Below are 14599 nucleotides of genomic sequence, written 5' to 3' on the forward strand. Positions count from 1 at the left end.
AGAATGGCGGACAGGGAGGGATTCGAACCCTCGGTACGCTTTCACGCACACACGCGTTCCAGGCGTGCGCCTTAAACCACTCGGCCACCTGTCCGTCTTTTGAAGAGCGATGTTGCAAAGCAACTCGTCTGTTCGGGGCGGACATATATCAAGGATTTTCCTTTGATCAACCCATATCTGACAGTTTTTCGACATTCATACCGAAAACTTTTATCAAACTGTCATTTGTGCAGTTGGGCTGGCGGGTTTGATCCTGTAAAACAAGGGTGGAATGGCGCGTGAGGAAATTGCTATGATACGGTTTTTATGTCGTTTTTTCAGTTTTATTGCGCTGGTCATGGCAATTGGTGCCGCTGTCATGGATTCAATCGAATCGGTTGCCTCGTCCACTGTGATCACAACATCCTTTGAATCCTTGTGGGGCGATGTCGATGCTTCAGGTCTTGCTCTGGCGAAACAGTGGGTGGCGACCCATATAGGGGGGTGGGCGCTGCAATCGATGCAAAGCGCTGTTTTACGCCAGCCTGCATTTGCAATTTTTCTGGGGCTTGCCCTTGTGTTGTGGATGGCCGGATACAAGCGGCGCTCCTCTGCCGGACGATTTGCAGCCTGAGCGACGATAGGAGATCGATCATGTTTCTGAATGCGATGTTGAATAAGAAAACGGTCATGCCAACCGCTGAAACTGCTTTGCCCGGTCGGCAGACGCCTATTGTCGGGCCTTTGGCGCATTTTGTCTCGGGAAAGCCCCTGCAAGGGCCCTATCCAGATGGCTTCAAGACCGTTTACTTTGGTATGGGCTGCTTTTGGGGTGCTGAGCGACTGCTGTGGAACACGCCCGGTGTTTGGGTGACAGCTGCGGGCTACCAAGGTGGTTTTACGCCCAATCCAACCTATGAAGAAACCTGCACCGGCCAAACCGGCCATACGGAAGTGGTCAAGGTTGTGTATGATCCAATGAAAATCTCGCTTGAAGCCCTGCTCAAGATTTTCTTTGAGGCCCATGATCCCACGCAGGGCATGCGTCAGGGCAATGATATTGGCAGCACCTATCGCTCTGCAATTTATGTGGAAAGCGATGAGGATCTGGCCATCGCGCTTCAGGCCAAAGATGCCTTTCAATCCGCCTTGAACGCTGCGGGTCATCACGACGCTATCACCACGGAAATCGCCCCGGCGGGTGCGTTTTACTACGCTGAGGATTATCATCAGCAGTATTTGGCCAAAAATCCGCGGGGTTATTGTGGCTTGCGCGGCACAGGGGTGTCGTGCCCGATCGGATAGAGTCTCGGACCGAAAATCGGATTCGGCGCGATACTCTCGATTCTCGCTTTCGCAACGGCCCAAAACCGGTTCCCACTTTTCGGCCGATGCTTTAAAAAGCAGCAGGAAAGTTGATCTTTGTCGGGGATCTGTATGTTTTCCCGGCAAAATCAACTTTCATCCACTGATATTTACCAGTTGAAAAAAATCTGGTGAATTTTTTCAAAAGGCGTGCAAGGATAAAACCCAGCCAAACCTTAGAGGGGGCGGGCGCGCTTATCCTATGCCATAACAAGGGTGTGGAGCGGGCCTATAAGATCAATAGTAACCATCAGGGCTGCACAATGAAGAAATCCTTAATCACGTTGTTTGCCATGGCCGCCATGTCGGCATCGGCTCTTGCTGCCGATATCAAGCCTGCGCTTGTTTATGGCACGGGCGGCAAATTCGACAAATCCTTCAACGAAGCAGCTTTTCATGGCGCGGAAAAGTTTTCGAAGGAAACCGGCATCAAGTTCCGTGATTTCGAACCCACCAGCGACACCCAGGGCGAACAGGCCATTCGTAATTTTGCCTCCAAGGGCTTTAGCCCGGTTGTGGCCGTTTCCTTCGCCTGGAGCTCGGCGATGGAAAAGGTTGCGGGCGAATTTCCGGATACAAAATTCGTGATTGTTGACTCGGTTGTGGATAAGCCAAACGTTCGCTCTGTCGTTTTCAAGGAAGAAGAAGGTTCTTACCTCGTTGGTCTCTTGGCTGGCATGGCCTCCAAGACCGGCAAGGTCAGCTTCGTTGGCGGTATGGATATCCCGCTGATCCGCAAGTTTGAGTGCGGCTACGAGCAGGGTGCGCGCGCTGCCAACCCCAAGATCGAAGTGTTGCAGAACATGGTTGGCACCACTGGTGCTGCCTGGAACGACCCGGTTCGCGGTGGCGAATTGGCGAAAAACCAGATCGATCAGGGTTCTGACGTGATTTACGCAGCGGCTGGCGCATCTGGCATGGGCGTGTTGCAGACAGCCGCCGACAACAAGAAGTTCTCGATCGGCGTTGACTCCAACCAGAACCACCTGCACCCCGGCTCCGTTTTGACCTCCATGGTCAAGCGGGTTGATCTTGCTGTTTACAATGCCTATTCGGATGCCGAAAAGGGCAAGTTCACCCCTGGTCTTCAGACTTTGGGTGTGAAGGACGACGGTGTTGCAGCCGCAATCGATGACAACAACAAGGCTCTGATTACGCCTGAGATGAAAGCGGCTATTGATAAGGCCAAGGCTGAAATGATCGCTGGAACACTCAAAGTTCACGATTATATGTCTGACAATTCCTGCCCAAAGTGATTTAACATCCGGGCGCAAGCTGTTTTTGCAGCTTGCGCCCTTTTTATATCCAGAGCACCTCGGCCTGTTGAAGGGCAGATGCTTTTGATGTGTTTCTATTTCGCGGCTTTCAGATCAAGCGGGGGTGACGCTTGTTTGAGCCGCCGTAGCATTCGGAGCCTTAGGACGTGGGTCAAGCGCCAGCGATCGAACTGATCGGGATCGATAAGAAATTCGGTCCTGTTCATGCCAATAAGAATATCAACCTGACGGTTGCCAAGGGCTCTATCCACGGCATTATCGGTGAAAATGGTGCGGGAAAATCGACGCTGATGTCGATTCTCTACGGCTTTTATCAGGCCGACAGCGGCGAGATCAAAATCAGCGGCAAGACGGCCAATATCAAAGATAGCCAATCGGCCATTTCCGCAGGCATCGGCATGGTGCATCAGCATTTCATGCTGGTAGACAATTTCACAGTGTTGGAAAATGTCATGCTGGGAGCCGAAGGTGGCATGCTGATGGCCAAGGGCACGGCAGCGGCGCGTCAGTCTCTCAAGCAATTGGAAACTGATTACGGTCTGGATGTAGACCCCGATGCGGTGGTGGAAGAATTGCCGGTGGGCCGTCAGCAGCGCGTGGAAATTCTAAAAGCGCTTTATCGTGGTGCTGATATTCTCATTCTGGACGAGCCAACCGGTGTTTTGACACCGGCTGAGGCCGATCACCTGTTTCGCATCCTTGGTGTTTTGCGCGATCAGGGCAAAACCGTTATTTTGATCACCCACAAGCTGCGCGAAATCATGGCGATTACCGATACGGTATCGGTCATGCGCCGCGGTGAAATTGTTGCCACCCGCCGCACCAACAACACGACGGTTGAGGAATTGGCGGAGCTGATGGTGGGCCGCCGCGTTTTGTTGCAGGTTGATAAACAGCCCGCCAGCCCGCGCGATGTTTTATTGTCCGTGCGCAATTTGACGGTCAAGGACAGTCGTGGCGTGACCATGGTCGACAACGTGTCCTTCGAGGTGCGCGCTGGCGAAATCCTTGGTATTGCTGGTGTTGCTGGCAATGGTCAGAGCGAATTGCTGGAAGCCATTGCTGGTATTCGCAAGCCTGTGTCTGGCGAGATTTTCATCGAGGGCAAACCAGTGACCGGCTATGACCCGGCGCATCTGCGCAAGCTCGGCCTTGGTCATATCCCGGAAGATCGCCACCATATGGGGCTGGTTTTGCCGTTTGAGGAAAGCCTCAACTCGATCTTGGGCTATCACCGTGATAGCCGTTACGGCAAAGGTGTGTTTCTTGATCCCAAAGCTGTCCGCAAGGCGGCAGAGGTCGAGATTGCCAAATATGACATTCGCCCACCCAATCCTCGGCTGAAAACGGCCAATTTCTCTGGTGGCAACCAGCAGAAAGTTGTTGTGGCGCGCGAAATCGAGCGTGATCCCAAATTGTTGCTGATCGGCCAGCCCACCCGTGGTGTCGATATTGGCGCGATTGAGTTTATTCACCGCCGGATTATTGAGACACGCGATGCAGGCAAGGCGCTGCTGCTGGTGTCCGTTGAACTGGACGAAATTCGCGCGCTGTCCGACCGGATTCTGGTGATGTTTGCCGGAAAAGTCGTGGGTGAAAAGACGGCAGATGCCGATGAACAGACGCTGGGCCTGATGATGGCCGGCATTGCCGCTTGAGGTTTTGATGAGTACCGCTTCCATTCCATTGCCAAACTGGATCACCTATGGCCTTTTGCCACTGATCAACCTGCTGTTGGCGTTTTTAATCTCCGGTGTTGTTGTCTGGATTATTGGCGAAAACCCTTGGGAAGCCCTGGAGTTGATGCTGCAAGGGGCCTTGGGGCGCGGCGAGGGCATTGGCTTTACCCTCTATTATGCCACCAATTTTATTTTCACAGGTCTTTCTGTGGCCGTGGCCTATCATGCGGGCCTGTTCAATATCGGCTCTGAAGGTCAGGCCTATGTGGGTGGTCTTGGGGCGGCGCTGGTGGCGCTGGCGCTGGATCATTATTGTCCGTGGTATGTCACCATGCCGTTTGCCATCATCGGTGCGGCGCTGTTTGGTGCGGCCTGGGCGCTTATTCCGGCCTGGCTGCAAGCCAAGCGCGGCAGCCACGTGGTCATCACCACCATCATGTTCAACTTTATCGCTTCGGCGCTGATGGTCTATCTGCTGGTGCATGTGCTGATCGTGCCGGGCAAGATGGCCCCGGAAACCAGAATGTTTCTGGAAGGTGGTCAATTGCCCAAGCTGGATTGGCTGATGGCGCTGTTTGGCCTGAAGTTGGGGCCTGCACCTTTCAACGTGTCTTTCCTGATTGCACTGGTGATGTGCGCTCTGGTCTGGGTGCTGATCTGGCGCACCAAGCTGGGCTATGAAATGCGCACACTGGGCATCAGCCGCACGGCCGCAAGTTACGCTGGCATCTCCTACGTCAAGATTGTCATGATCACCATGCTGATCTCCGGTGGCTTGGCGGGCATGATGGCGCTCAACGTGGTCATGGGCTCGTCGCAGCGTTTGCAGGTGGAGTTTGTTGGTGGTGCGGGCTTTGTCGGTATTGCCGTGAGTCTGATGGGGCGCAGCCATCCGCTGGGGATCATCGTTGCCGGTATTTTGTTTGGTATCCTCTATCAGGGCGGCGCCGAACTGTCGTTTGATATGCCCAACATCACCCGTGATATGATTGTGGTCATTCAGGGTCTGGTGATCCTGTTTGCGGGCGCGTTGGAATTCATGTTCCGCCCGGCGCTGGTGCGCCTCTATCAGAAACTGTCCTAAAGGAGCGCTCGACATGGAAAATTTCGATATGTTCGTCAGCATTCTTGGCTCGACAGTGCGTCTCTCCATTCCTCTGATCTTTACCGCCCTTGCCGGGCTGTTTTCCGAGCGCGCCGGGATATTTGATATTGGTCTGGAGGGAAAAATGCTGGCAGGCGCGTTTGCGGCCGCCTGTGTTGCTTACCTCACCGGTTCCGCTTGGGCAGGTCTTGCCGGTGGCATTGGTGTTTCCATTGCCTTTTCCCTCATCCACGGCTTTGCCTCGATCACCAATCGCGGCAATCAGATTATTTCCGGTGTGGCGCTCAATTTTGTGGCGGCTGGCCTGACGGCAGTGCTGGGGCAGGCGTGGTTCAGTCAGGGTGGGCGTACTCCGCAACTGTCGTTTGATGCCCGCTTTATGCCGATTACGCTGCCTGGCGTGGACATGATGCGCAACGTGCCTATTCTTGGGCCGATCTATACGGATGTCATTTCGGGCAACAATGCCCTGACCTATCTGGCGTTTGCTGCCGTCCCCTTGAGCTGGTGGGTGCTATATCGCACCCGCTTTGGCCTTCGCCTGCGGGCTGTGGGTGAAAATCCCGGTGCGGTGGATACGGCTGGCATTTCGGTTTCATGGCTGCGTTACCGGGCGGTGATTGTGGCCGGTTTTCTCTGCGGTTTTTCCGGGGCCTATCTGGCCATTGCCCAATCGGCTGCCTTTATTCGTGATATGTCGGCGGGCAAGGGCTATATTGCGCTGGCGGCGCTGATTTTTGCCAAGTGGAAGCCGGTGCCGGTGTTGTTTGCCTGCCTGTTGTTTGGCTTTCTCGATGCGATGGCCAATTTCATGCAAGGAAAGTCGGTGCCGGGCATTGGCGAAGTGCCGGTGCAGATTTTCCAGGCACTTCCCTATATTCTTACCTGTATTCTGCTGGCCGGATTTATTGGCGTTGCCAATGCCCCGAAAGCCGGTGGCGTGCCCTATGTGAAGGAACGTTGATATGGCGCAGATCGCGCAGGATTTGTTCGAAGCGGCGCGTGATGCCATGCAGCATGCGCACGCGCCCTATTCCAAATTCCCGGTTGGGGCCGCCATTCGCGCTGAAGATGGCAAGATTTACACCGGGGCCAATATCGAAAACCTATCCTTTCCGCAGGGCTGGTGCGCTGAGCCAACCGCCATCGGCTGCATGGTCATGGGCGGGGCCAGGCAGATTGTCGAAATCGCCGTGATTGCTGAAAAGCTGGCCCTTTGCCCACCTTGCGGTGGCTGCCGCCAGAAAATCCGCGAATTTGCCTCCGTGGATACCAAAATCTACCTCTGCGATGAGGTGGGTGTGCAAAAAACCATGACCATGGATGAGCTTTTGCCGTTTAGCTTCCAGACGGATACACTCGGATGATCCCAGCCGCTGACCTGCTGATTGATCGGCTGAACGGGCTTTTGCCGCGCGTTGCCATTGTGCTTGGCTCGGGCCTCGGTGGTTTGGTGGACGAGGTTGAAGGTGCCATCCACGTTCCCTATAGCGATCTTCCGGGCTTTCCTGAGGGTGGGGTTTCTGGCCATGCCAAGCAATTGGTAGCCGGAAGTTTTGCGGGCATTCCGGTGATCATGCTGGCAGGCCGTGTGCATTATTATGAAAAAGGCGATGCCTCCGCCATGCGCCTGCCGCTTGAGGTGTTGGCGGCATTGGGCGTGACCACGCTGATCCTGACCAATGCAGCCGGTTCCCTGCGCGAGGATATGCCGCCGGGATCTGTGATGCAGATCACCGATCACATCAATTTTTCCGGCTTCAACCCGCTGATTGGCGAGCCAAGCGATGCGCGTTTTGTGGGCATGACCCAGGCTTATGACGCGGATTTGATGCAAGCCATGCGACAGGCTGCCATTGATGAAGACATTGCTTTGTCATCTGGTGTCTATATGTGGTTTTCGGGGCCAAGCTTTGAAACGCCTGCGGAAATTCGCATGGCGCGCACGCTGGGCGCTGATGCCGTTGGCATGTCCACAGTACCCGAAGTGATTTTAGCCCGGTTCCTGGGCTTGAAAGTCGCGGCAGCATCGGTGATTACCAATTTCGGTGCGGGAATGACCGGGGCAGAACTGAGCCATGAAGAAACCAAAGACATGGCACCGATTGGCGGTCAGCGGTTGGCCGCAATATTGAAGAGAATGCTCAAGCAATTTTAGGCCGCGGTGGTGTGCCTTACGATCAATTGCCTGATAGATCATTGGGAGTACAGACCATGGATACTCGTGAATTGCGCGTTTGCGCAGCCGTCGCCTTGTCGGTTCTGGATCTGACCAATCTGAAAGATGATTGCACAGCAAAAGATATTGATGATCTGTGCGCCAAGGCGTTCACAGGTTTTGGCAACACGGCAGCCATTTGCATCTGGCCGCGCTTTATTGCGCAAGCGCGCAACATTCTGGGCGCTGACAGTCTGGTCAAAATCGCAACCGTGGTCAATTTCCCCTCAGGCGATCTGGAGGTTGCCGAAGTGGTGGCGGAAACGCAAAAAGCCATTACGGACGGTGCCGATGAGATTGATCTGGTCATTCCCTATCGTAAACTGATCGGCGGTGATGAGGGTGCGGTGTCTGAGATGGTCCGCGCGGTTCGCGCCGTGATCAAAGCGCCGGTGATTTTGAAGGTCATTCTGGAAACCGGCGAGTTGAAGGATATGGCGCTGATCCGCACCGCGTCGTCGCTGGCCATTGCCGAAGGTGCCGATTTTATCAAGACATCGACCGGCAAAGTCGCGGTCAATGCCACGCTGGAAGCGGCAGACATCATGCTGCAAGCCATCCGCGATAGCGGCAAGAATGTTGGTTTCAAGCCAGCAGGCGGCATTTCCACCGTCAAGGATGCGCGGCTCTATTTCCGCCATGTCAACGCCATCATGGGCGAGGATTGGCTGATGCCATCGACCTTCCGCTTTGGTGCCTCTGGCCTGCTTAATGATATTCTCGCAGTGCTGAGTGGCGAAAAATCCTCCGAGCCGACAAGCGATTATTAAGATGACGCCTCTGGAGGTTATTCGCCGCAAACGCGATGGCATGGCGTTGAGCCCTGATGAGATCGCTCTTTTCATTCGGGCATTAAGCCGCGATGAACTGTCAGAGGGGCAGATTGCCGCCTTCGCCATGGCGGTGTTTTTGCGCGGCATGAATGAGGCGGAAACCGTGGCGCTGACACTTGCCATGCGCGATAGCGGCACGGTGCTGTCTTTTGCCAATGCGGGCCGTCCGATTTGCGATAAACATTCGACCGGTGGGGTTGGCGATAATGTGTCGCTGATGCTGGCTCCGATGATGGCGGCCTGCGGTTTGAGCGTGCCGATGATTTCGGGCCGTGGCCTTGGCCACACCGGCGGCACATTGGATAAGCTGGAATCCATCCCCGGCTATAATATTGCCCCCGATTCTGAGAGATTTCATCGCCTTGTCGATGAGGTGGGCTGCGCCATCATCGGCCAGACAGCCGATCTCGCCCCGGCAGACAAGCGGCTTTATGCCGTGCGCGATGTGACGGCAACGGTGGAATCAGTGCCGCTGATAACCGCTTCTATCCTGTCGAAAAAGCTGGCGGCTGGCCTTGGCAGTCTGGTGCTGGATGTCAAGCTGGGCAATGGTGCATTCATGACGGATGTGAGCGAGGCGCGCGCGCTTGCGAAATCGCTGGTGGCGGTTGCCAATGGCGCAGGCACCAAAACCTCTGCGCTTTTGACCGATATGAACGAGCCTCTGGCTGATGCCGCAGGCAATGCCGTGGAATTGCGCAATTGCATTGCCTTCCTGAAAGGCGAGAAGAGGGGAACCCGGCTTGAAGCCGTGACTGTGGCGCTGGGAGCAGAGATGCTTCTCAACGCTGGCGTGGAAAAGGACCATGGGCGGGCAGAGCAGCTCTGCCGCGACACCATTGCCTCAGGTCGCGCCTGCGATGTCTTTGCCCGCATGGTGCATGGTTTGGGCGGTCCTGTGGATCTGGTCGAGCGGGTTGATGATTATCTGCCAAAGGCAGCCATCGAATTGCCGGTGCTGGCGCAAGACAGTGGCTTTTTGAGCCATATCGCGACCCGCGATATCGGCATGGCTGTGATTGATCTGGGCGGCGGGCGCAGGCGCGCCACCGATCAGATCGACCATAGTGTCGGCTTTAGCGGGTTTTTGCCCTTGGGTACGGCGGTGAACAAAGGTGATGCGCTGGCGATGGTTCATGCCAGAGATGAGCAAAGCGCTGAAAAGGCCAAAGAGACAATTATAGCCAGCTATGTTGTTTCAATCGAAGCCCCGCAGCCCCGCCCTGTGGTGCTGGAGCGCCTTTGAAGGTCAGAGCCTTGATATAAAGCTTCACGTCTCGATGGTGAATTGCACGCGATCAGCTGGAAAGCGTGTGACGGCATATTGCACAGGTATCCCTTCGGGATCGGCGTTGAGGGCTTTGGTCACCAGCACAATGGCACCCGGCGAAAGGCCCAGTTCTTGCCGGTCACTGGGGTCGGCGTGGACGGCGCTCACTTCGGTCTTGATCCGCAGATAGTCGGCAAGGCCACAAGCAGCAAAGGCGGCGGTGACCGAGCCTGTTTTGCGATAGGCATCGTCTATTCCGGCAAAGCGCTTGGCTGGAAACCAGCTGGTTGCGCGTGAAACCGGCTGACCATCAGCTTTGCGCAGGCCCTCCATGCGGATCACTTTTTCTCCCGGCTTGAGTTTGAGGTGGGCGGCCAATTCCGCCGTGGCTGGCTCCTCGGCGCTTTCCAGCAGCAATCCCTCCAGAATACGGGCCTGATCGCCGATGCCCGGCGTAAACCGCGTGCGCTTGGAGATCGGGAAGGTGATGCGGTCGCGGCGCTCAATCAGCGTGCCGCGTCCCTGCACGGCGCGTACAATGCCTTCTTGCGCGAGAGCGGCCAAGGCACTGCGCACCGTATGGCGATTAACCTCAAATTCTGCCGCCAGCACCGCCTCCGGCGGCACCATGCCGGTGGCATCATAAAGGCCATCACTGATCGCGACACGAATCCGATCGGCAATCTGCCGCCAAAGCGCCACCCCCGTTTGTCGCTGGATGGCCTGCTTCGGGCTTGTCTGGTGGGGCAGGCTTTTTGATCCGGTCATGTCACACGCTTGTCATTGCAGTTGGTTATCTATACTCTCAATTTGTATGGTTGTCTATATTAATAGACATATGGAGCGACATTTATGGTTGGCATGGCGAACAATGCAGCGCCAGATCAAGCGGCCCGCAAACGGGCCGTTGACCTTCTGGCTCAATCGACACTGGAGGAGTTGCGCGCCCTTTGGCACACGCTACCGGAAAAGCCCGAAGCCGAATTTTTACGCGGTCCAGAAACGGGACTGGTGATGGTGCGTGGCCGCATTGGCGGCGGCGGGGCCGCTTTTAATCTCGGAGAGGTCACAGTCACCCGCGCCACCTGCCGTCTGAAATCCGGCACCATTGGGCATGCCCACGCGCTGGGGACGCTGAAAGAAAAGGCAAAGCTGTCTGCCATTTTCGATGCGCTTTGGCAGCAGGGCGATCGCCGTCCGCAGATCGAAGTGCTTCTGACGAAGATCGAAAGTCGGATGATTGCTGCTGATGAGGTACGGGCGCGCGAAGTGGCGGCCACCAAGGTCGATTTCTTCACGATGGTACGGGGAGAGGATTGATGTCGATGAATCATGCGAGCCTGCTGGGCGGCTTTGCCGATCCGGTGTTTGATACGCAAGCCGTGTTTCGCGCCGTCATGGATGCCATGGCACGGCCGGGTCTTTTGCAAACCATGGATCGCCCGCTCGCGCCGCCTGCTCCTTTTGGTGAGGCGCAAGGCGCCATTGCCTTGACGCTTTGCGATCACGATGTTGGCGTCTGGCTGAGTACCGGCCTTGCCAAATCCCCCGTTGGAGCATGGATTGGTTTTCACACCGGTGCGCGTCTTGTGGAAGAAAAGAGCGCGTGTCAGTTCGCCTTTCTGGAGGCGGGAACCACGCGCCTGACCTTTAATGCCTTTGCGCTGGGCAGTCAGGATTATCCAGACCGATCAACAACATTGGTGCTGGAACTGCCATCTTTGACCGGTGGGCCGGAGCTTGTTTTGCGCGGTCCCGGCATCAAGGAGCAGGTGGTGATTGCGCCCTGCGGTCTTCCCGAGAGCTTCTTGCTGCAATGGCAGGAAAACCATCAACAATTTCCCCGCGGTATCGATCTGATTTTGACGTCTGGCCGTGATCTCATCGGCCTGCCGCGCAGCTGCACTATTTCGCTTAAGGAGTCCTGAGCCATGTATGTTGCTGTAAAAGGTGGCGAGAGCGCCATTGCCAATGCGCATCAATTGCTGGCCGATCGCCGTCGCGGCGATCGGTCCGTCGCCGCGCTCACCGTCGAGCAAATTCTGTCGCAGCTGTCTTTGGCTGTGGCGCGTGTGATGGCGGAAGCCTCGCTCTATGATGAAAAGCTGGCCGCCCTTGCCATCAAACAGGCGCGCGGCGATATGATTGAGGCGATTTTTTTGCTGCGTGCCTATCGCACCACGTTGCCGCGTCTGGGGCTGTCAAACCCGATTGAAACGGGTGCCATGCAGGTGGAGCGGCGCATTTCCGCCACCTACAAAGATTTGCCCGGAGGTCAGCTTCTGGGGCCGACGTTTGATTATACCCATCGTTTGCTGGATCCATCGCTGTTGGAAGACGAGGCCGTGGAAGCGCCTGCCCAAAAAATCGGTGATCGTGAACCTGCCATGCGGGTTTCAGAAATTCTCGCTGAAGAAGGGTTGATTGAACCGGATGGTGATTTACCGGAAGAACACATTGCCGGTGACATCACCCGCGAGCCTACCAATTTCCCCATGCCGCGCGATTTGCGTCTGCAATCGCTGGCGCGCGGCGATGAAGGTTTTTTGCTGGCACTCGCCTATTCCACCCAGCGCGGCTATGGCCGCAGCCATCCCTTTGCCGGTGAAATTCGCATCGGTGAGGTGGAGGTTGAGCTGGATGTGCCAGAACTCGGCTTTGCTGTTTCTCTTGGCCGTATTCGGGTCACCGAATGCCAGATGATCAATCAGTTCAAAGGCTCAACGTCGGTGCCGCCGCAATTCACGCGTGGTTACGGTCTGGTGTTTGGCCAAAGCGAGCGCAAGGCAATGGCCATGGCGCTGGTGGATCGCTCACTTCGTGCAGGCGAACTTGGCGAGGACGTAACGGCACCGGCGCAGGACGAGGAGTTTGTCATTTCCCATTGTGACAATGTGCAGGCTACGGGCTTTGTGGAGCATTTGAAACTGCCCCATTACGTGGATTTTCAGGCTGAACTGGATCTGGTGCGCCGTATGCGCAAGGAACATGATCAGGCAAAGCAAGGTGTTTGTGAGGCCGCAGAATGATCAGGGGTCGTAGAGCCCGCCTGCGGCGATTATCGGATGGGCTCTCAATCGTGGCCCGCATACCACAGGGCGCAAAGCGTCGACATGCCGAGCATAAGGGCAATGAAAATAGCGAACATCATTTCGATTTCCATGTGTCTTCTCCCTTTTTTTGTTTGCCAGAGGGTAACGCAAAATGATTACGGAAGTTCCAAGATCTGCTGATTTAGCAAAATATAATTTTGCTTATCTGGACGAACAAACCAAGCGGATGATCCGCCGCGCTATCCTCAAAGCCATCGCCATTCCGGGCTATCAGGTGCCTTTTGCCAGCCGCGAAATGCCCATGCCTTACGGCTGGGGCACCGGCGGCGTACAGGTGACAGCCGCCATTTTAGGCCCCGATGACGTGCTCAAGGTGATCGATCAGGGCGCAGACGACACCACCAATGCCGTCTCGATCCGCGCCTTTTTCCAAAAGGTCGCACAGGTGGCGGTGACCACCCACACCAAGGATGCCACCATCATTCAGACGCGCCACCGCATCCCGGAAGAAACATTGCGCGAGGGTCAGGTGCTGGTCTATCAGGTGCCAATTCCGGAGCCTTTGCGGTTTCTGGAGCCACGCGAGACTGAGACCCGGCAGATGCATGCATTGGCAGAATATGGCCTGATGCATGTGAAACTCTATGAGGACATTGCCCGCAATGGCCGCATTGCCACAACTTATGCCTATCCAGTGAAAGTGGCGGGCCGCTATGTGATGGACCCATCACCAACGCCGAAGTTTGACAATCCGAAAATGCATATGTCCGAGGCCTTGCAGCTGTTTGGCGCGGGCCGCGAAAAACGCATTTATGCGGTGCCGCCTTACACGCACGTGGTCAGCCTCGATTTTGAGGATCATCCGTTTGAGGTGCAGCGTTTTGACAAGCCTTGCGCGCTGTGTGGTGCCCACAATGTCTATCTGGATGAGGTGATCCTCGACGACAAGGGCGGGCGGATGTTTGTCTGCTCCGACACCGATCATTGCGAGGATCGGCGCGCCAACGGCCATCGTGGCGCAATGCTGGCCGAGGAGGTGTGATATGAGCGACCAACCCCTTTTGAAAGTCCGTGACCTGTCCAAATATTATGGCCGCCGTATCGGTTGCTCGCAGGTTTCGTTTGATCTGTGGCCGGGCGAAGTGCTGGCCATTGTGGGAGAGTCGGGTTCCGGCAAAACCACGTTGTTGTCGTGCCTGTCCACCCGGTTGATGCCAACCACCGGCAGCGTCGAATATCATATGCGCGATGGCCAATACCGCGATCTTTATCATATGAGTGAGGCCGAGCGTCGATTTTTGATGCGCACCGATTGGGGTTTCGTGCATCAAAACCCGGCCGATGGCCTGCGCATGACGGTCTCTGCCGGGGCCAATGTTGGCGAGCGCTTGATGGCGATCGGGGATCGTCATTATGGCCGCATCCGTCAAACGGCCACCGATTGGCTGGAGCGGGTGGAAATTGCCGCAGATCGCATTGATGACCAGCCGCGCGCCTTTTCCGGCGGCATGCGCCAGCGGCTGCAAATTGCCCGCAATCTCGTCACCAGCCCCCGGCTTGTGTTCATGGACGAGCCAACTGGTGGTCTGGATGTGTCAGTGCAGGCACGATTGCTCGATCTGGTGCGCGGGCTGGTGGCCGATCTTGGCTTGTCGGCCATTGTCGTCACCCATGATCTGGCGGTGGCCCGGCTGCTGTCGCATCGCATGATGGTGATGAAAGATGGTCAGGTGATCGAGCACGGCCTGACGGACCGGGTGCTGGATGATCCGCAGCAGCCCTACACTCAGCTGCTTGTGTCTTCAATCCTGCAAGTTTGA

The 14599-nt window shown here is 56.0% G+C and carries 16 protein-coding genes and 1 tRNA gene; 15 read left to right on the forward strand and 2 right to left on the reverse strand.

Translation table 11 applies throughout. The features are described from left to right. Positions 1-4: 4 nt before the first annotated feature. Positions 5-94 (reverse strand) — tRNA-Ser (locus E6C51_RS13990). A gap of 198 nt (positions 95-292) precedes the next feature. Between E6C51_RS13990 and E6C51_RS13995 the strand changes: the two genes are divergently transcribed. The 10 genes from E6C51_RS13995 to deoA all read left to right on the forward strand — a co-directional run bounded on the left by E6C51_RS13995 (position 293) and on the right by deoA (position 9702). After that, a complete protein-coding gene (locus tag E6C51_RS13995) occupies positions 293-613 on the forward strand; it encodes a hypothetical protein (RefSeq protein ID WP_146932424.1) in 321 nt (106 codons plus the stop codon). 20 nt (positions 614-633) lie between these two features. Further along, on the forward strand, positions 634-1284 hold the full coding sequence (msrA, locus tag E6C51_RS14000; protein ID WP_190236413.1) for a peptide-methionine (S)-S-oxide reductase MsrA: 651 nt from the start codon (positions 634-636) through the stop codon (positions 1282-1284). A 323-nt stretch (positions 1285-1607) separates the two neighbouring features. Beyond that, positions 1608-2600, forward strand: a complete 993-nt coding sequence (locus tag E6C51_RS14005) for a BMP family lipoprotein (RefSeq protein WP_146932420.1) — start codon at positions 1608-1610, stop codon at positions 2598-2600. A 167-nt stretch (positions 2601-2767) separates the two neighbouring features. Further along, positions 2768-4279: an ABC transporter ATP-binding protein gene (locus E6C51_RS14010; RefSeq protein ID WP_146932418.1), complete on the forward strand. Its 1512-nt coding sequence runs from the start codon at positions 2768-2770 to the stop codon at positions 4277-4279. 7 nt (positions 4280-4286) lie between these two features. Then, entirely contained in the window at positions 4287-5384 is a 1098-nt protein-coding gene (locus E6C51_RS14015) for an ABC transporter permease (RefSeq protein WP_146932416.1), read from the forward strand. 13 nt (positions 5385-5397) lie between these two features. Then, positions 5398-6369, forward strand: coding sequence for an ABC transporter permease (locus tag E6C51_RS14020; RefSeq protein WP_190236414.1), 972 nt, complete (start codon positions 5398-5400; stop codon positions 6367-6369). Between the two features lie 10 nt (positions 6370-6379). Then, positions 6380-6772 (forward strand): cytidine deaminase, encoded by a 393-nt coding sequence (locus E6C51_RS14025; protein WP_190236459.1) that lies wholly within the window; start codon positions 6380-6382, stop codon positions 6770-6772. Further along, a complete protein-coding gene (locus E6C51_RS14030; RefSeq protein ID WP_190236415.1) occupies positions 6769-7563 on the forward strand; it encodes a purine-nucleoside phosphorylase in 795 nt (264 codons plus the stop codon). The genes E6C51_RS14025 and E6C51_RS14030 overlap by 4 nt, the downstream gene beginning before the upstream one ends. 56 nt (positions 7564-7619) lie before the next feature. Next, positions 7620-8393 carry a deoxyribose-phosphate aldolase gene (deoC, locus tag E6C51_RS14035; RefSeq protein WP_190236416.1) on the forward strand — a complete coding sequence of 258 codons (774 nt, stop codon included), beginning with the start codon at positions 7620-7622 and terminating at the stop codon, positions 8391-8393. Position 8394: 1 nt separating this feature from the next. Next, positions 8395-9702 carry a thymidine phosphorylase gene (gene deoA, locus E6C51_RS14040; RefSeq protein WP_190236417.1) on the forward strand — a complete coding sequence of 436 codons (1308 nt, stop codon included), beginning with the start codon at positions 8395-8397 and terminating at the stop codon, positions 9700-9702. A gap of 24 nt (positions 9703-9726) precedes the next feature. On the opposite strand, the gene phnF is transcribed toward deoA, so the two are convergent. Further along, a complete protein-coding gene (gene phnF / locus E6C51_RS14045) occupies positions 9727-10494 on the reverse strand; it encodes a phosphonate metabolism transcriptional regulator PhnF (RefSeq protein WP_146932406.1) in 768 nt (255 codons plus the stop codon). Positions 10495-10587: 93 nt separating this feature from the next. Between phnF and phnG the strand changes: the two genes are divergently transcribed. From phnG to phnK, 5 genes are all read left to right on the forward strand, one after another. Then, positions 10588-11046, forward strand: a complete 459-nt coding sequence (phnG, locus tag E6C51_RS14050; RefSeq protein WP_190236460.1) for a phosphonate C-P lyase system protein PhnG — start codon at positions 10588-10590, stop codon at positions 11044-11046. Further along, the gene (gene phnH, locus E6C51_RS14055) at positions 11046-11654 is read left to right on the forward strand and encodes a phosphonate C-P lyase system protein PhnH (RefSeq protein ID WP_190236418.1); all 609 of its coding nucleotides are present in this window, start codon (positions 11046-11048) and stop codon (positions 11652-11654) included. The genes phnG and phnH overlap by 1 nt, the downstream gene beginning before the upstream one ends. A gap of 3 nt (positions 11655-11657) precedes the next feature. Beyond that, positions 11658-12755, forward strand: coding sequence for a carbon-phosphorus lyase complex subunit PhnI (locus tag E6C51_RS14060; RefSeq protein ID WP_190236419.1), 1098 nt, complete (start codon positions 11658-11660; stop codon positions 12753-12755). 175 nt (positions 12756-12930) lie between these two features. Beyond that, complete coding sequence (locus tag E6C51_RS14065; RefSeq protein WP_190236420.1) at positions 12931-13821, forward strand: alpha-D-ribose 1-methylphosphonate 5-phosphate C-P-lyase PhnJ; 891 nt, start codon at positions 12931-12933, stop codon at positions 13819-13821. A gap of 1 nt (position 13822) precedes the next feature. Next, on the forward strand, positions 13823-14599 hold the full coding sequence (gene phnK / locus E6C51_RS14070; RefSeq protein ID WP_190236421.1) for a phosphonate C-P lyase system protein PhnK: 777 nt from the start codon (positions 13823-13825) through the stop codon (positions 14597-14599).

This window comes from Gillisella terrae, from assembly GCF_004801395.1.
In the GTDB taxonomy this organism is placed as follows: Bacteria; Pseudomonadota; Alphaproteobacteria; order Rhizobiales; family Rhizobiaceae; genus Allorhizobium; species Allorhizobium terrae.